We start from the raw sequence: 17331 nt of genomic DNA on the forward strand, positions 1-17331 counted from the left end.
GGCCCGTTCCGTACGGGCGGCCCCTGGCCGGAATCAGCCCAGATACGCCAGGCCCGGATGGGCCGCCGTGTACCCGTCCAGCAGCCGCCGCGCCACCGCCACCGAGTCCACCAGCGGGTGCAGCGCGAAGGCCTTGACCGCGGTGGCCCGGGAGCCGGTCCACGCCGCCTCCAGCACTTCCCGCTCCACCGCCTTGACCGCGGTGACCAGCCCCACCGCGTGGTACGGCAGCGGATCGACCGCCACCGGGTGCGCACCGTTCGCGTCGACGAGGCAGGGAACCTCGATCACGGCCGCCGAGTCCAGGACGGACAGCGTGGAGCGGTTGCGGACGTTGAGGATCAGGGTGGTCCGCTCGTCCCGCGCGATGGCCCGCATCAGCGCGAGCGCCACCTGCTCGTAGCCGCCGGACTCCAGGTCGCCCTCCTCCCGCTCGCCGGCGCCCGCCGCCTCGCGGTTCTCCGCCATGTACGTGGCCTCGCGCTCGGCCCGGGTCCGGTCCCAGGCGGCCAGGGCCGCACCGGCCGGCTGCCCGGGGCGGTCCGCCTCGGCGTAGAAGGCCTGCTGCTGGTCGCGGAGGAAGGCACCGCGGGTCTGCTTCGCCTCCTGGTAGGCGCGGACCGCTTCGCGGTTGAAGTAGTAGTAGTGGAGGTATTCGTTCGGGACGGCGCCGAGCGATTGCAGCCACTCGGCGCCGAACAGCCGCCCTTCCTCGAAGGACTCCAGGGCCTCGGGGTCGGCTAGCAGCCGGGGCAGCTCGTCCCGGCCGTCGAGGTGGAGGCCGCGCACCCAGCCCAGGTGGTTGAGGCCCACGTAGTCGATCCAGGCCTCGGCGGGCCGGGCTGCGCCCAGCACACGGGCGATGCGGCGGCCCAGTCCGACCGGGGAGTCGCAGATTCCGATGACCCGGTCGCCGAGTTCCTCCTGCATGGCCTCGGTGACCAGGCCGGCCGGGTTGGTGAAGTTGATGACCCAGGCGTCCGGGGCGATCCGGGCGATCCGGCGGGCCAGCGCGCGGGCCACCGGGACGGTCCGCAGGCCGTACGCGATCCCGCCCGCGCCCACCGTCTCCTGGCCGAGCACCCCCTCGGCCAGGGCCACCCGCTCGTCGGTGGCGCGCCCGTCGAGCCCGCCGACGCGGATGGCGGAGAAGACGAAGTCGGCGCCGCGCAGGGCCTCGTCGAGGTCGTTGGTGGCGGTCACGGGCGGCGCGTCGGGCACTCCGTCCGCCTGGTCGGCCAGGACCCGGGCGATGGCGGTGAGCCGGCCGGGGTCCTCGTCGAAGAGGGTCACCCCGGTCACCCGCCCCTCGGCCCGGTCGCCGAGCAGCGCTCCGTACACGAGCGGCACCCGGAATCCGCCTCCGCCGAGGATCGTCAGCCGCACGCCCCTACCGCCCTTCGTCAGCTCCCGGCACCCGCTGCCACCACCGTCGCGTCGCGGGCGGTGGCAGTGTCACCAGTGTGGCCGACCGGCTCACTCTCCGAGCGGCGGCACGGCGCGCAGCCGGGGAGCAGCCTGGCGCGGGGCGCCGGAGCTGCCGGGTCCGGGGCCTGCGGGCAGCCCCTGCGGGGTGGACAGGACCAGGGTGATCCGGGTGAGTCCCATGGCGTCGAGCATCCGGCCGTTTTCGGACACGATCCGGCAGCGGACCAGGCCGAGGCGCGGGTCCGGGTGGCGGACGGCGAGGACCGCGCCGTCGCGTTCGGCGGCCTCGGCACCGTAGGTGCTGAGCCAGTGCGGCACCCCGTACCGGTAGGCGGCTTCCATGAACGGGTCGCGGGCCACCTCCTGACGGATGCTCCGCAGGCCCTCGTCCTCCGGGTCGGCGGCGAGCGCGGTGGCGAACTGGGCCAGCAGCGGCACGCACCAGGCGGGCTCGTGGTCCTCCAGTACGGCGGCCGCGTCCGGGTGGAACAGCACGAACCGGAGGAAGTTGTCGTCCGGCAGCGCGGTCGGGTGCGGGCGGACGGACTGGAAGAGCTGGTCGAAGGCGGAGTTGGTGAGCGCCACGTCCCAGCGGTGGTCCACCAGGAAGCTGGGGTACGGGACGGCCTCCATCAGGGCGGCGTAGTCGCGCAGGTAGTCGCGCTGCGCCGGGTCCTGGGGCAGCCGGCTCTCCTCCGAGGCCCGCCAGGTCGGCGGCGGGTCGCGGTCGACCATGACCCGGAACAGCCAGAAGCACTGGCGCTCGCTCATTTCCAGGGCCTCGGCCAGGGCGAGCAGTTTGCGGTCCGTCCACTCCTTGACGAGGCCGCGTTCCCAGTTCCCGTACGCGCGCACACTGATGCGCAGGCGGGAGGCAACGTCCTCCTGGCTCAGGCCCAGTTCCTCGCGGCGCTGGCGCAAAATCTCCTTGCGGCGTTCCAGCCGCACTGCGCCACGGGCGGGCTCATCCCCCGCCGGGCGCTCCTCACCGGTCCGGACGGCGCGGGAGAGGCCGTCGGACGGGCCCACCGCTGCGAGATGTGGCACCGAGAGCTCCCCCTTCTCACGGTCTGGATCTTCGTTTCCGTGTGGCGATCCTGCTACCCACATCATTCGAGTGTCAACTATTGTGGCAATTCCAGCCCCTTGACAGCGTATTCACGCCACAGCTGTGGCAAGTTCTAGCCCTCGGGCAGCTGACCAGCTAGCCTCCAGGGGCCAACCACGTGTCCGTACCGACCTCGCGTGATCTAGGAGAACCACTGGTGACAGACGGCTTCCCGGCTCCCGTCGCGGTGGCCACCGTGCCCCTGGCAGCCACCGTCGCGCGCGTCGCCGACCTCGCGGACAAGCTCGGGCGCGACCAGAGCGAGGTCTTCAACCTGCGCCGGCTCTCGGAGGCCTCCGGCGTCCCGGCCGATGTGGTGAAAGCCCTGCTGGAGGGCCGCCCGGCCGGCGAGCCCGACCTGCAGACCCGGTTCCTGCAACGCCTGGACCTGCTCCGGCGCACCCGCGTCAAGCCCAACGGACGCCGGTACACCCAGCAGGAGATCGCGGACGGCGCGGGCATGTCCCGTCAGCAGGCCGGCGCCCTGATCAACGGCGACCGACGGCCCACGATGGAGCACTGTGACGCCATCCAGCGCTTCTTCGGGGTGCACGCCGGGTTCCTGACCGCCCACGACGCGGACGCCCTCACCGACGCGCTGCTCCGCACCGAGCAGCAGCTGCTCCAGGACTTCGCGGTCCGCGAGCGGGAACGGGAGACCGCCCGCAGTACCGCCTCGCAGACGGACGATCCGCTGGCCCGGCTGCTGCAGGACCACGGCGTCCGCGGCATCGCCTGGCGGGCCGCTCAACTTCCCAGCGACAAACACCGGGACAAGGTGACCGAATGGCTGGACCTGCTGCTGGAAAGCGTGAAATCGACCGAATCCTGACCCAGTCGAACATCTGGGTCTGATCCTTCAAGTCCTGATCCGGATCCGCTCCGACGGGGAGAACGGTGAGCATAGGCAGAGAGCAGCGGCGGCTGTGCGCGGAGCTGGTGGCCGGTATCAAGCTGTCCGCCCCCGTGGAACCCGTGGACCTCTACACCGCCCTGTGCGACGGCATGAGCAGACACCGGGGCCGCAAGGTCGACTTCCGCATGGCCTCGTTCCCGCCGGGCACGGCCAGCGGGCTCTGGCTCGACATGGCCGACCGGGACCTGGTCGTCGTCGAGGAGCGGACCGCGGCCGACCACCAACTGGTGATCCTCGGCCACGAGCTGTGGCACATGAAGGCCGGCCACTGCAGCCACCACGTCGACGGCGCGGCCGTCGCCGCCCGGCTGCTGTCCGAGGAGGCCGACCTCAGCGAGACGGTCCGCCGGGTCGCGGCCCGCACCCGGGCCGACGTACGGGAGGAGACCGAGGCGGAGTCGTTCGGGCTGCTGCTGGGCAGCAAGTGCCGCCCGTGGCTGGCCGGCTCGGCGAGCCACCGGGCCCCGGCCCAGCGCGACGAGCTGGCCGGCCGCATCGAGGCCTCCCTCGGATACCGGGGACACAGGGCCGATCGTTGAAAGGCCAGGACTACTACATACCGGCCGCGGCGATGGCGATCTCTCTCGCCTTCAAACTGCCGGCCCTGCGGCACAACTGGCGCGATCCGCTGCTGCGGTCCGTCTGCGCACTGCTCATCCTGGCCGGGGCGGTCTTCACCTTCGCCGCCCCGCCCACCATCGCCGCGGTGAACCGCTGGACCGGGATCGCCAACTTCTCCGCCCCGCTGGTGTACTGCCTGATCACCGCCTTCAGTGCCTCCTGCCTGGTGCTCATCGTCAACTGGCGCGGCGGGCCGCCCGAGCAGACCCGGCGCATATCCAGGCGCTGGATCCTCGGCTACGGCGTGGTGATCGTGGCGCTGATCGTGCTGTTCGCGCTCGGGGAGGCACCCGAGGAGCGGCTCCGCGACCTCGACACGTTCTACGCGCGCACCCCCTTCATCCGCGAGATGATCGTGCTCTACCTCGCCGCCCACACCGTGGCCGCCGTGGTGATGACGGCCATGTGCTGGCGGTGGTCCCTGCGCGTGCGCGGCTGGCTGCGCCTGGGCCTGACGGTCATCGTGATCGGCTACCTCTTCAACCTGGGGTACGACGTCACCAAGCTGACCGCGGTCTTCGCCCGCTGGACCGGCCACGACCTGGACCACCTCAGCACCTACGCCGCCCCGCCGATCGCCTCCATCGGAGCGCTGATCAGCGCCATCGGCTTCGTCCTGCCCCTGCTCTGCCAGCACCTCACCGACAACTGGATGGCCTGGTCGACGTACTGCCGGCTCCGCACCCTGTGGCAGGAACTGCGGGCCGCCGGATCCGTCGGCACGCCCGGCGTACGGATGCCCTGGTGGTCACCCGCCGAACTGCGCGTGATCCAGCGCGAGTCCGACATCCACGACGGATTCCTCCAGCTGGGTCCCTATTTCGACCAGGAGTTGCGCGCCTGGGCGTACCGGCAGGCCGTCGCCGCGGACCTCGGCGAGGACGCCGCCCGGGCCGTCGCCGACGCCGCCATGGTCGCGGCCGCGGTGCGGGCGTGCGCGGCCGATCCGGAAGGCAAGATCATAGGATCGAGCCAGGAGAGTGTGCTCGATACCGCCGAAGGCCCCCGCGACCTGGTCCGTATTTCCCACGCTCTGCGCCATTCACCGGTAGTAGCAGCAGCCCGCAGTCGCGCGGCCATGGCAGGGAGCAGTCTTCAATGAGCGAAGCACACAGAGACCACGACGGCCCCTCCCTCCGGCACGCCGTGGTGGTCGGCGGCGGCCTGGCCGGCATGCTGGCCGCGGCGTCGCTCGACGCACACTTCGACCGGGTGACGGTCGTCGAGCGGGACACCCTGCCGGACTCCCCCGAACCGCGGCGCAGCCTGCCCCAGGCCCACCACGCCCACCTGCTGTGGTCGGGCGGCGCCCGGGCCATCGAGCAGCTGGTCCCCGGCACCACGGACCGCTGGCTCGACGCCGGGGCGCGGCGCATACCCCTGCCCACCGGCCTGGTCTCCATGTCGGCCAGCGGCTGGTTCCGCCGCTTCCCCGAAATGCAGTTCCTCATCGCCTGCAGCCGTGACCTGCTCGACTGGACGGTACGGGAGCAGATCGTGCACCGTCCCTCGGTGACGGTGCTTCACCGCACCGAGCTGCTGGGCCTGGAAGGCACCGCGGAGCGCGTCACCGGAGTCCGCATCCGGGACGAGGACACGGGAGAACGGGTCCTCCACGCGGACCTCGTGGTCGACACCAGTGGCCGCGGCTCACGGGCACCGCACCTGCTCGGCGAGATCGGGGTCGGGCCCGTGCACAGCGAGGAGGTCGACTCCGGACTCGCCTACGCCAGCCGGATCTTCCAGGCCCCTGAGGGCACCGAGGACTACCCGGTGGTCAACGTCCAGTCCGACCCGCGCGTCCCGGTCCCCGGTCAGACCGCCACCGTCATGCCGATAGAGCACGGACGCTGGCTGGTGACCCTCTCCGGCACCCGGGGCGGGCAGCCCACGGCATCGGTGGACGAGTTCGAGAACTTCGCCCGCGGGGTACGCCACCCCGTCGTCGGCGAGCTCATCGCGCGGGCCAAGCCGCTGACGGACGTGGTGGTCACCCGCTCGACGGTCAACCGCCGCCACTTCCTGGAGCGGGTGAAGAACTGGCCCGAGGGCTTCGTCGTCATCGGTGACGCGGTCGCCACCTACAACCCGGTCTACGGGCACGGCATGACGGTGGCGGCACAGGGCGTCCTCGCGCTCCGCGACGAGCTGGTGCGCAGCGGGTTCGGCGCGCCGGGGTTCGCCCGCCGGGTGCAGCGCGCGATCGCCGGACCCGTGGCCACGGCCTGGGACCTGGCCGTGGCCCAGGACATCCTCTACCCGGGCGCAAAGGGCAAGCAGCCCGCCCGCTCCTCGTTCCTGCTCCGGCGGTACGTGGACCGGCTGATGCTCACCGCGACCAGCCGCCCGCTGGTGACCAAGACCCTGTTCGACGTGATGACCCTGTCGGCCCCCGCGCACGCGCTGCTGAAGCCCGAGGTGGCCTTCGCGGTCGCCCGCGGCCCGCAGCGGCTGCCCCTGACGGCACCGCCGCTCACCGAGGACGAGCGGCGGTTCACGGAGACCCCGTAACGGCTCCCACGCCCAGCGGCCGGACAGCGCCTAGATCTTCAAGGCGGGGAAGAGGTCCTGGAACGGGGCCGCCGAATCGATTCCTTCCCGGCCGTAGGGTGCGTCCAGGCTCCACACCAGGAACAGCAGGAACACGATCAGCGCACTGAACAGGCCGGCCAGCAGGAGTTCCCGGCCGGAGCGGCGGATCTGCAGGGTGAAGATCAGCCCGACGGTGACCACTCCCCCGGTGAGCAGCCCGAACCAGACCACGCCCGGCAGGGTGGCCTCCGAGCTCTGGGTCCGCGAGTGCCGGGCGTCGTCGGCGGCGGCGATGTGGTCCAGCAGCGGCTGGTAGGCCTGGGCCTGGAGTTCGGTGGCCGGGCTCTGGTGGGTGACGTCGGTCCGCAGCTTGGCGAGCAGGGTGGCGCCCTCCTCGCTGGGGGTCTCGCCGGAGGTCAGCCGCGGCCAGTCCACGCTGACGGTGTGGGCGACGTACGCGTCGACCTCGCCGCGGATCCGGTCGCGTACGGCGGCGGGGTAGACGTCGGCGCGCTGGGTGACCTCGTACAGGGCCTGCGCCTCGCGGCGCACGCTGTCCTCGGCGGCGCCGCGCGCCTCCCAGACTCCGGCGATGGCCAGGCCCAGCACGATCGCGTAGACCACGCCGACCATCATCGTCATGTACTCGATGACGTCGGGGGTTTCGCTGGTGTCCTCGTCCTCGGACACCCGGCGGTGCCGGATCGCGGTGATGGAGAGGACGAGGGCGCAGGCGAGCGCCATGGCGATGGCCAGGACCAGCCATTCGGACACGAGGGGGCTCCCGTTCTGGGGTTGCAGGATCAGGCGCCGCGGCTCTTGGATCGCGGACGCAGGGCGGCGGCCGCGAGCACGGCCGGGGTGGTCACGACGGCCATGAGCATCATGGTGGACAGGCCGTCCTGGCCGCGCCGCGGCAGGGCGGCGGAGCGGTAGGGGCGGAACCGGAACCGCGGGTCCGCCGGGGCCGCAGCGGCCGCCGCCCGGGCGGCAGGACCGGCCGGGGCGGTGGCTTCGGCGGGCGGGCTCGCGCGGTCCGCCGCCGGTACGGGGGCCGCCCCCGGCGGGGTGTCCGCAGCCGGCCCCGGCCCGGCAGCGGGCGCGGGCCGGCCGGTGACCGGGATGCGGGCCCGCGGGGCGGGGCGAGCCGCGGCCGGTCCGGTCACCGGGGTGGGGCGGCCGCTCGTACGCAGCGGCGGGCCGCAGGCGCGGCCGCTGTGGCGGACGGTGGGGCAGGCGGGACGCGCACTCGCCGAGGGTCCGGGGACCGATGGGGGCGCCGAGGCCGACGGGGCGACCGGGATGACCGAGGCCAAGGGCGGGAGCGGGGTGGCCGGTACGCACGCGTCGACGCGGGCAGCGCCGTCGCCCACGTCCACGAAACCGTGCAGCGGACAGAGCGCCGCGGCGACGCCCACGCCCGCCAGCAACTGCCAAGCGGTCACCGCGATCCCACCCGTCCTCCCGAGTCATCGGCCGCCGAACCGACCTGCCGATACGGTCCTTCGGCTGGAGAAACGATCACGGAGCGACTACGACACGCCGTGCCCCCGGACGGGTCAGCGGACGGTCCCCGGACGGGTCAGCGGGCGGTCGGCGGATGGGTCAGCGGGCGGGCACCGGGCCGGTCGGCCGGGCGCGGTGGTGTCGTGACGGTCTGACGTAGGCTCGGAGACCGCCCGCACCCGAATCCGGAGGTCTTCCGCATGCCCGAACCCCCTGACGCCCTCGGGTCGGTGATGCGGAGCGGGCCCCGGCGGTTCCTGCTGTCCTGGTGGCCTTGGCGGTGCTGGGGGTACCACGCCTCGGGGGCCGTGCTCGGGTATGCGGTGCTGGCCGCACTGGTCGTGCTGATCGGCGTCGGGATCCTGTCCTCGCTGCTCGGGATCGGCCTGTTGCTGCTGACCGCGGCGGCCGTCTCCGGGGTGCCGGTCGGGGCGCTGGAGCGCCGGAGGCTCCGGTTCGTGGAGCCGGCACCGGTGGCCGCTCCGCACGGGGCGCTGGCCGGGGCCGGGCCGTTCGCCTGGCTGCGGACCCGGCTGCGGGAGCGGGCCACCTGGCGGGAGTTCGGTTACGCCGGCCTGCTCGCGGTGGTGTTCGGCCCGGCCGGGTTCGGGGTGACCGTCCTGCTGGCCTTCTCGCTGATCCTGGTCGCCACCCCGGTGACGGTGTGGGCCATCGCACCCGACACCGTGATGCTGATACCCGGCCGTGCGGTGTCGGGGCCCCTGGAGGGCCTGGGCGGTACCGCCGCCGGACTGGTGGGGCTGGTGGCGGCGGCGTACGCCGGGGGGCTGCTGGCCCGGGCGCAGGTGCGCGTGGCACGGCTGCTGCTGGGGCCGCGCGAGGAGGACGGCCGGGTGCTGGAGCTGACCCGGTCCCGGGTACGGCTGGTGGACGCCTTCGAGGCCGAACGGCGGCGGATCGAACGGGACTTGCACGACGGAGCGCAGCAGCAGCTGGTGGCGCTGAGCATGACGCTGGGGCTGGCCGAGCGGGAACTGCGCGGCGTCCCGGCGGCAGCCGCGGCCGCCGAGCTGGTGGCCCGCGGCCGGGGCGAGGCCAAGCAGGCCCTGGCGCAACTGCGGGACCTGGTACGGGGCATCCATCCGCAAGTGCTGACCGATCACGGGCTGGCGGCGGCGGTCGCGGAGGTGGCGCTGCGGCACCCCGTCCCGGTGACGGTCGATCTGGACGTGCCCCGGCTGCCCGAACCGGTCGAGGTGACCGCGTACTTCTCGGTCACCGAGGCCCTCGCCAACGCCGCCAAGCACAGCGGTGCTTCGCGGGTCGAGGTGGCCGGCCGGGTGGCGGACGGGATGCTGACCCTCGCCGTCACCGACGACGGCCGCGGCGGGGCCGACCCCTCCGCGGGGGCCGGTCTGGCGGGGCTCGCGGTCCGGGTGGCGATGCTGAGGGGCAGACTGGTGGTATCGAGTCCGGTCGGCGGGCCGACCGAACTGCGTGTGGAGGTGCCGTGCTCCGGCTGATCCTGGCCGAAGACTCCGTCCTGCTGCGGGCCGGGCTGGTGGAACTGCTCACGCGCAGCGGCCACCAGGTCATCGCGGCGGTCGGCGACGCCCCGGCGCTGCGGCGGGCCGTGGCCGCGGAGCGGCCCGACGCGGTCGTCACGGACGTCCGGATGCCGCCCGACTTCCGGGACGAGGGGCTGCGGGCCGCTCTCGAACTGCGGGCCGTGGACGCCTCGTTGCCGGTGCTGGTGCTGTCCCAGTACGTGGCCACCGCGTACGCGACCCAGCTGTTCACCGGCGGGTCGGCGGCCGGGCTGGGCTACCTGCTCAAGGACCGGGTCGGCGAAGTCGACGAGTTCCTCGACGCGTTGGAACGGGTGGCGGGCGGCCAGACGGTCATCGACCCCGAGGTCATACGGGTGCTGCTGAGCCATCGTCCGGCGGAGGACCCGCTGGGCCGGCTGACCCCGCGCGAGCGGGAGGTGCTGGCGTTGATGGCCGAGGGCTTCAACAACCAGGCGGTGGCGGCCCGGATGTTCATCACGGAGGCGGCCGTGGTGAAGCATGCCGGCAGCATCTTCATGAAGCTGGACCTGGACCCGGCGGAGGGGAACCGGCGGGTGCTGGCGGTGCTGGCGCACCTGCGTGGCGGGGACACCCCCTGAGGCCGCCCCTGCCGGTCTACTCGGTGCCCGGGGCCAGGCTCAGCGCGGGCAGGTAGCGGCGGAAGACGTTGCCGGTCACCCCGGGGAAGCCGAGGACCTTCCGCCACTCGGGCGTGGCCGAGCCGATGCCCCGGCCGGGCGCGGCCAGCGCGTCGATGTGGGCCTGCTCGCTCTCCCACTCGGCGTAGTTGAACATCCGCCGCCCGTCCGTACCGATGTGGAAGGTGCCGGAGATCCCGCCGGGCGCCGGGGCCGGGTCGCTCGCCAGGGCATCGAGGACCAGGTCCACCCAGGCCTGCGCCGCACCCGGGTCGGTGCCCTCGAACTCGGCGTCCACGGCGACCACGCAGCCGGGGGCCTTCGTCCGCGCACCCAGCCCCGTCGAGCGGTACGGCGTGTACAAGTGCAGGCCGACCCGCTCGATGCCGGGTACCGCCGCGTCGATCTCCGCGTTGCGGTCGTCCCGGAAGGTGCGGAAGAACTCCTCGTAGGCCGCCTCGTCCGTCCACTGCGAGTAGTGCAGGAGGGTGTCGCCGTCGGTGCCGATGTGCACCGTGTACGAGAGGAGTCCGACGGCCGGCCAGGGGCGGCTCTGCCAGGCCCGGGCGATGGCGTCGACGGCGGCGCGCTGCCGCTCGGGGGTGCCGACGCGCCAGGTGCTGACCTTGACGATGCCCACCTGGGGGCGGGCGAGGTCGGGGCGGGCATCCGGCAGGGCTGTGGCGATGGCGACGGCGTTCATGGTGATGGTGGTCCCTTTCCCGTTCGGTTTCCCGGTTTCGGTCCCGGTTTCCGTCCCGGGTTTCGTTCCGTGTCCTGATCTTCCGACCTCAAGTGCCCTCGAGGTCAAGCGGAGTCACGGGCGGGCCGGGGAACCGGCCGGTACGGGCGGCCGGCCGGCGCCGCCGGCCACGATCCGCGAGCCCGTCGCCGCGGGCGCCGCCGCTGCAAGGGCGGGCGTCGCCGCAGGTGCCGCCGTCGCCGCAGGTGCCGCCGCCGCATGGGCCGGCGTCGCCGCACGTGCCGCCGTACGCGCCCACAGCACGAGCAGCACCGGCAGCGCGAGGTAGCCGAAGCGGCCCGCCGGAGCCAGCAGGAACGCCAGGGTCAGGCCGAGCGCGAGCCGGTCCGCCGCCGCCACCAGGCTGCGCGGCGGCCGCAGCACCAGGGAGAGGCCCACCGCGAGTCCCCCGGCCAGCAGCAGACCCACCGTCACGTACCAGCCCCCGGGCACGAATTCGGTCAGCAGGCGCCCCGGGAGCGGGCTGCTCGCCGGGGTCGGTACGGCCCCCCGCCCGGTGGGGAAGGCCACGACCTGCCGGACCAGCTCGGCCGGCTGGAGCAGGGCGGCCGGCAGGACCAGCGCGGCCGTTCCTGCCACCGCGAGCACCCCACAGCGCACGGCGGCCCGCCGCCCCCACAGGCACGCCATCAGCGCCACCACGACCGGAACGGCCGGCCAGGCCGTCCACTTCAGCGCGCACACCGCGGCCAGCACGGCCCCGGCGAGCACCGGCCGCCCCGCCGCGGCAGCGCCCAGGGCCAGGCAGCACAGGCCGGCCAGCGGCAGGTCCACGCCGCTGACGGCGAGCGGCAGCGCGATCACCGGGGAGGCGGCGAGCGCCGGGAACACGACACCGCGGGCGCCCAGCAGCCGCCGTCCGCCCCACATGCCGCCGAACAGCACCGCCGCACACCAGATCCGGGCGTCCCCCAGCAGCCGCACCACCCAGCCCGTGTCCCCCAGCAGCGCCCTGGGCACCCCGAGCAGCGCCATTCCGGGCAGGTACGGGGTGTACTCGCCGACCCGCTCGGGCCGGTCGACGTACGGGCTGCCCGTCTCCAGCAGCAGCCGGCCCGAGCGCTCGATCACCGCGACCTCGGACTGCCCCTGCCCGGTGAGCACCAGCCACAGGAGGGGGGCCGCCACCGCCCCGGCCAGGGCCAGGCCGAGGGCGGCGCGCGGCCGCCGGAACCCGTGGGCGGCCGCGGCAGCAAGGTACCCGGCGGCCGCGCAGCAGCCCCACAGCCGGTGCGGCTCCAGTGTCGAGAGCAGGGGGAAGGAGAGCGCCCAGGCGGCTGCCAGCAGCCAGCCGGCCACCGCCCAGGAGGTACGGGAAATCGTCATGCGGCCATTGCAGCCGCCGGCCCCGGTCCCGGTCTGCACGCCCAAGTGGACATGTGGGAGTGGGGTTTCCCCTACTGCGGTGAACGGGCGGTGGTGCCCGGCACGGACACGCGCGAGGGGCGCGATCCTTGCGGATCGCGCCCCTCAGCACACTCTCGGACGGGTCAGCCGGCGTCGACCGAGCCGCCGAAGCGCTCCCGGTAGGCGTCCAGGTCCTCCTCGGTGATCTTCGCGAAGAGCACCGGCGGGACGGTGAACGGGGTGCCGGCCGGGACGGCGTCCAGGGACCGGGCCTGCTCCGGGGTGACCCAGGCGGCCGTGTCGCCGTCCAGCGCGAAGGCGGTGCGCATGGCGCGCGCCGAGGCCGGGATGAAGGGCTCGGAGACCACCGAGTAGAGGTGGATGAGGTTCATCGCGGTGCGCAGGGTGAGCGCCGCGCCCTCCGGGTCGGTCTTGATCTCCAGCCAGGGGGCCTTCTCCTCCAGGTAGGAGTTGCCCGCCGACCACAGGGCGCGCAGCGCTGCGGCCGCCTTGCGGTACTGGAGGGTCTCCATGTGGCCCTCGTACTCGGCCAGCAGTTCGGCGATCTGCCCGCCGAGCTTGGCCTCGGCCTCGCCGGCCGCGTTGCCCGCGGGCACGTCGTCGCCGAAGCGCTTGCGGGAGAAGGACAGCACCCGGTTGACGAAGTTGCCGAGGGTGTCGGCGAGGTCCTTGTTGACCGTGGCGGTGAAGTGCTCCCAGGTGAACGAGGAGTCGTCCGACTCGGGGGCGTTGGCGATCAGGAAGTAGCGCCAGTAGTCGGCCGGCAGGATCTCCAGGGCCTGGTCGGTGAAGACGCCGCGCTTCTGCGAGGTGGAGAACTTGCCGCCGTAGTAGGTCAGCCAGTTGAAGGCCTTGACGTAGTCGACCATCTTCCACGGCTCGCGCACGCCCAGCTCGGTGGCCGGGAACATGACCGTGTGGAAGGGGACGTTGTCCTTGGCCATGAACTCCGTGTAGCGGACGTCCTCGGCCTGGTACCACCAGGACTTCCAGTCGCGGTTCTCCGGGTCGGCGTCCGACCACTCCTTGGTCGCGCCGATGTACTCGACCGGGGCGTCGAACCAGACGTAGAAGACCTTGCCCTCGGCGGCCAGCTCGGGCCAGGTGTCGGCCGGGACCGGGACGCCCCAGTCCAGGTCGCGGGTGATGGCGCGGTCGTGCAGGCCCTCGGTCAGCCACTTGCGGGCGATGGAGGAGGCCAGCTGCGGCCACTCCTCCTCGTGCTCCGCGACCCAGGCCTCGACCTCGTGCTGCAGCTTGGACTGCAGCAGGAAGAGGTGCTTGGTCTCGCGGACCTCCAGGTCCGTGGAGCCGGAGATGGCCGAACGCGGGTCGATCAGGTCGGTCGGGTCCAGCACGCGGGTGCAGTTCTCGCACTGGTCGCCGCGAGCCTTGTCGTAGCCGCAGTGCGGGCAGGTGCCCTCGACGTAGCGGTCCGGCAGGAAGCGGCCGTCGACCGGCGAGTAGACCTGCCGGATCGCCCGCTCCTCGATGAAGCCGTTCTTCTGCAGCTGCCGCGCGAAGTGCTGGGTGATCTCGCGGTTCTGCTCCGAGGAGCTGCGGCCGAAGTAGTCGAAGGACAGCTCGAAGCCGTCGTAGACCGCCTTCTGCGCGTCGTGCGCCTGGCCGCAGAACTCGGCGACCGAGAGACCGGCCTCCTTGGCGGCGAGCTCGGCGGGGGTGCCGTGCTCGTCGGTGGCGCAGATGTAGAGGACGTCGTGGCCGCGCTGGCGGAGGTACCGCGCGTACACATCCGCCGGAAGCATCGACCCGACCATGTTGCCCAGGTGCTTGATCCCGTTGATGTAGGGAAGCGCGCTGGTGATCAGGTGTCGAGCCATCCTGGGATGCTCCATTTCATATGTGCGGTGTGTGACCGGTCGTGAAGGGGCTCATCGTATCGAACCGCCGGAGCCGCCCGATCCGTGCCCACGGGGTGGGACCGATCCGATACGGTCCCAGAGTGACCATTGGGGAACGGATTGTCACCAGGTTTTCGCTACGGGCCACCTGGACTCCTCGACGCTGGAAGGCTGGCGGCAGATGCCTCCCGTGCCCCGAGGGGAAGGTGGAACGTTGAGCGATGGCGGACCGGAGGAGTCCGGTGGGGCGGTGGGACTGCCCAGCCGGAGACAGCGACAGCAGCCCACGCCCATGAGCCAGTGGGAACCGAGCGCGCGCCTGTCGTACTGGGCCTTCCACGCCGACCGGCGGCCCGCGTACATGAGGTTCGCGTACCTGCAGCTCGGATCGGACGCGGACGCGGAGAACGCGGTGGACGCCACGTTCGACGCGATCATGAACGAGTGGCTCCGGATGCTGCACATGGACCGGCTGGAGGCGTACGCCTGGACGGTCCTCAAGCACCGCATCGTCGACCAGCAGCGCAGGCGGGACCGGCGGCCGGCGCCGATGGACATCACCGCCTTCGAGGCGGCGCTCAAGGAGGCGGTGGTCGACCCCTACGACGTCCTGACCGACACCATCCAGTTCTACTCCGCGGTGTCCCGGCTGGCCGAGCGGCAGCGGGACGCGGTGCTGCTGCGGTACGGGCTGCACTGCACCGCCGGCGAGGCCGCCGCCGTGATGGGGATGGAGGAGGCCGCGGTCCGCTCCCACCTCAGCCAGGCCCACCGCCGCCTCGCCCGGCTCCTCGACGCGCACGGTTCGGGGGCCCCGGACGAGGACCCGGAATTCGAACCGTACGAACCTTACGAACCGTACGAACCGTACGACCGGGAGCTCGGGTACGGGGACCGGGACTACGGAAACAACGACCACGGGAACCGGGACCACGGGGGCCAGGACTACCGGAACCAGGACTACCGGAAGGGCTACGGGGAGCCCGGGTACGGCGCGCGCAGCGGGGAGGCCGGGTCATGAGCGAGCGGTACCCCCAGCACGGCACCCCCCGCCCCCGCTCGCTGGCCGAGTTCCTCGCCCGGGCCGGGGTCCGCGACCGCTACCAGCACTACGACCTCGCCGCCGCCGAAGCCCGCCTGCTGCACGCCCGGGCCACCCGGCCCACCGCCTGCCCGCGGGCCGGCGGAACCCCCGACCCCGGCGCCGGCGGCGGCCGCCCCGGACCGGAGCCCGCACCGGCCGGCTGGTCCGATCCCGCCCGCGACGCCCCGGTCGACGCCGAGCGCGCCTGGCGGGACCTCAAGGCGGCCGCCATGGCCACCGTGTGCGCGCCCCGGGCCGGGACCGAGCTGGCCCGGTTCATTGCCGACGGCCCCGCCGACCCGGCCGGGGCCCAGGTCTTCGCCTGCCTGCTGCACCTCACCGGGCTGCACGACGGCGCCCGCTTCTGGTGGCAGTTCAGCGCCGGAGCCGGGACCGGACAGGCCGCCTACTGCCTGTTCCTCGACCACTCCCGGCGCGGCGAGCACCACGACGCCGGCGTCTGGGCGCGGCAGCTGGCCCGCCTCGGCTTCAGCCCGCCGGCCGGCCGGGAACCCGCGGAGCCGCGGGTCCACGGGCAGTCCGCCGTCCTGCGGTACGTGGACCGGCGGGAGGACCCCGACCTCGGCCTGGTCCCGCTGCCCAGACCCGGACTGGAGCAGGCGATGCGCGCCCTCCTCCCGCCGCACGCACGGCCGGTCCGGACCGCACACCGCCGGCACTCCCCCGGCCCGCTCCGGCACCCGGCCCTGACGGCCGCGGCCCGGCGGACCTCGGTGAGCGACGGCGGGGGCGGCTCGGCAGCCGAAGCCCGCCGCGCGCTGGACGTCGTACGGATCCTCGGACGGCACCCGCAGGGCGTGCGCGGCGACCGGCTCGGCCGGGAAGCCGGCCTGGCCGGGCCGGAACTCGGCCGGGTGCTGGCGATGCTCTGCGAGGAGCAGTTCGCCCACCGGCCGGCCGAGGGCGTGTTCGCGCCCGGGCCGGCCCTGGACCGGCTGGCCGCCCCCGGCGGGCACGGGCTGGCGGCCCAGCTCCAGCACACCCTGGCGCTGGCCCGGGACAGTGCCGGGGCCGCCGTGTACCTCAGCCGCTACGTGGAGGGCGAGGTCCGGATCACGCAGATGGCGGACGGCCCGGCCGCGCCGCCCGTCAACGAGTGGTTCGACTTCAAGATGGCCGCGCATGCCAGCGCGGTCGGCAAGTGCCTGCTCACCCAGCTCGACCACGACGGCCGGGCCGACCACGTGGCCCGCCACAAGCCGGCCAGACTGACCGCGCGCACCATCACCGACAGCCGGGTGCTGTTCAACGCCCTGGACGCGGTGGCGCCCGGCGACCCGGTCTTCGACCTGCGGGAGTACTCCCCGGGGGTGGTCTGTTCGGCGGTGCCGATCACCACGGGGGGCGAGGCCGGCAGCCTGGCCCTGTCGATGCCGGCCGCGCACGCGCACCGGCTGCCGGCCGCGACCCGGGCACTGCGCCGCAAAACGGTGCCGCTGCTGCTGGCGCTGCTGCTGACCGGGGCACTGCCGCCGGACGAAGCCACTGCCGGGTCCATCCCGGATACCCTGCGCCACCTGCGCAGTGTCTTCCGTACCCCGCTGGAGGCGGCGGCGGTGTCGGCGGGCCCGCACCTGGTGAGCGATGCGTCCTCGGCGACCGCCTACCTCTTCGACGCCCCCGACCCGGACACCGGCACCGGCCACCCGGCCCTCGCCCTGCCCCACGCCTTCTCCCCGTTCGCCCCCCCGGAGGTGACCGGCGAAGGACTCCTCGTCCTGGGCATGTGACAGCCGTCCCCCGCGCGAGGCATTTCGCGCGGGGGTGACGGGACTGGCCCTCCCTCGCCGCAACCGCAGGGTCCGCCTCCGGCGTCGGTAGGGCGACGGACCCCGCAGACGACTCGCCGAATGCCCGCAGACCCTTAACTCCGAGCGCCGATCCCATGGTTGACTTGTCGTCACAGTTGCGTCATGCAAAGGGAGTTCTGCTGATCATTCAGTGCACGCGCT

15 protein-coding genes are annotated in these 17331 nt (G+C 73.3%); 8 read left to right on the forward strand and 7 right to left on the reverse strand.

Annotation, left to right across the window (positions count from 1 at the left end):
- Positions 1-33 precede the first annotated feature (33 nt).
- On the reverse strand, positions 34-1386 hold the full coding sequence (locus AB0447_RS08245; RefSeq protein WP_366475728.1) for a 6-phospho-beta-glucosidase: 1353 nt from the start codon (positions 1384-1386) through the stop codon (positions 34-36).
- 90 nt (positions 1387-1476) lie between these two features.
- Positions 1477-2475, reverse strand: a complete 999-nt coding sequence (locus tag AB0447_RS08250; RefSeq protein ID WP_366475730.1) for a helix-turn-helix domain-containing protein — start codon at positions 2473-2475, stop codon at positions 1477-1479.
- Positions 2476-2693: 218 nt separating this feature from the next.
- Here AB0447_RS08250 and AB0447_RS08255 point away from each other — a divergent pair, with 218 nt between their 5' ends.
- The 4 genes from AB0447_RS08255 to AB0447_RS08270 all read left to right on the forward strand — a co-directional run bounded on the left by AB0447_RS08255 (position 2694) and on the right by AB0447_RS08270 (position 6584).
- Positions 2694-3368: a helix-turn-helix transcriptional regulator gene (locus AB0447_RS08255; protein WP_366475731.1), complete on the forward strand. Its 675-nt coding sequence runs from the start codon at positions 2694-2696 to the stop codon at positions 3366-3368.
- A 65-nt stretch (positions 3369-3433) separates the two neighbouring features.
- A complete protein-coding gene (locus AB0447_RS08260; protein WP_366475732.1) occupies positions 3434-3991 on the forward strand; it encodes a toxin-antitoxin system, toxin component in 558 nt (185 codons plus the stop codon).
- Positions 3988-5175 carry an MAB_1171c family putative transporter gene (locus tag AB0447_RS08265; RefSeq protein ID WP_366475733.1) on the forward strand — a complete coding sequence of 396 codons (1188 nt, stop codon included), beginning with the start codon at positions 3988-3990 and terminating at the stop codon, positions 5173-5175. Before AB0447_RS08260 ends, AB0447_RS08265 begins: the two co-directional genes overlap by 4 nt.
- Positions 5172-6584, forward strand: a complete 1413-nt coding sequence (locus AB0447_RS08270; protein ID WP_366475734.1) for a pyridine nucleotide-disulfide oxidoreductase — start codon at positions 5172-5174, stop codon at positions 6582-6584. The genes AB0447_RS08265 and AB0447_RS08270 overlap by 4 nt, the downstream gene beginning before the upstream one ends.
- A 30-nt stretch (positions 6585-6614) precedes the next feature.
- Here the strand turns inward: AB0447_RS08270 and AB0447_RS08275 are convergent, their stop codons facing one another.
- Together AB0447_RS08275 and AB0447_RS08280 are read right to left on the reverse strand one after the other, a co-directional pair.
- Positions 6615-7379 carry a hypothetical protein gene (locus AB0447_RS08275; RefSeq protein ID WP_366475735.1) on the reverse strand — a complete coding sequence of 255 codons (765 nt, stop codon included), beginning with the start codon at positions 7377-7379 and terminating at the stop codon, positions 6615-6617.
- A 29-nt stretch (positions 7380-7408) separates the two neighbouring features.
- On the reverse strand, positions 7409-8050 hold the full coding sequence (locus tag AB0447_RS08280) for a hypothetical protein (protein ID WP_366475736.1): 642 nt from the start codon (positions 8048-8050) through the stop codon (positions 7409-7411).
- 261 nt (positions 8051-8311) lie between these two features.
- Here AB0447_RS08280 and AB0447_RS08285 point away from each other — a divergent pair, with 261 nt between their 5' ends.
- On the forward strand, positions 8312-9595 hold the full coding sequence (locus tag AB0447_RS08285) for a sensor domain-containing protein (RefSeq protein WP_366475737.1): 1284 nt from the start codon (positions 8312-8314) through the stop codon (positions 9593-9595).
- Positions 9583-10242 carry a response regulator transcription factor gene (locus AB0447_RS08290; protein WP_366475738.1) on the forward strand — a complete coding sequence of 220 codons (660 nt, stop codon included), beginning with the start codon at positions 9583-9585 and terminating at the stop codon, positions 10240-10242. Before AB0447_RS08285 ends, AB0447_RS08290 begins: the two co-directional genes overlap by 13 nt.
- 16 nt (positions 10243-10258) lie before the next feature.
- On the opposite strand, the gene AB0447_RS08295 is transcribed toward AB0447_RS08290, so the two are convergent.
- From AB0447_RS08295 to metG, 3 genes are all read right to left on the reverse strand, one after another.
- A complete protein-coding gene (locus tag AB0447_RS08295) occupies positions 10259-10984 on the reverse strand; it encodes an antibiotic biosynthesis monooxygenase (RefSeq protein WP_366475739.1) in 726 nt (241 codons plus the stop codon).
- A 114-nt stretch (positions 10985-11098) separates the two neighbouring features.
- Positions 11099-12370, reverse strand: a complete 1272-nt coding sequence (locus tag AB0447_RS08300; protein ID WP_366475740.1) for a hypothetical protein — start codon at positions 12368-12370, stop codon at positions 11099-11101.
- 164 nt (positions 12371-12534) lie between these two features.
- Positions 12535-14253, reverse strand: coding sequence for a methionine--tRNA ligase (metG, locus tag AB0447_RS08305; RefSeq protein WP_366475741.1), 1719 nt, complete (start codon positions 14251-14253; stop codon positions 12535-12537).
- Positions 14254-14566: 313 nt separating this feature from the next.
- Between metG and AB0447_RS08310 the strand changes: the two genes are divergently transcribed.
- Positions 14567-15295, forward strand: coding sequence for a sigma factor-like helix-turn-helix DNA-binding protein (locus AB0447_RS08310; RefSeq protein WP_366475742.1), 729 nt, complete (start codon positions 14567-14569; stop codon positions 15293-15295).
- On the forward strand, positions 15292-17109 hold the full coding sequence (locus AB0447_RS08315; RefSeq protein ID WP_366475743.1) for an IclR family transcriptional regulator C-terminal domain-containing protein: 1818 nt from the start codon (positions 15292-15294) through the stop codon (positions 17107-17109). The genes AB0447_RS08310 and AB0447_RS08315 overlap by 4 nt, the downstream gene beginning before the upstream one ends.
- Positions 17110-17331 lie beyond the last annotated feature (222 nt).

Origin of the sequence: Streptomyces sp. NPDC051211, from assembly GCF_040689505.1 — a bacterium.
Lineage (GTDB): Bacteria > Actinomycetota > Actinomycetes > Streptomycetales > Streptomycetaceae > Streptomyces.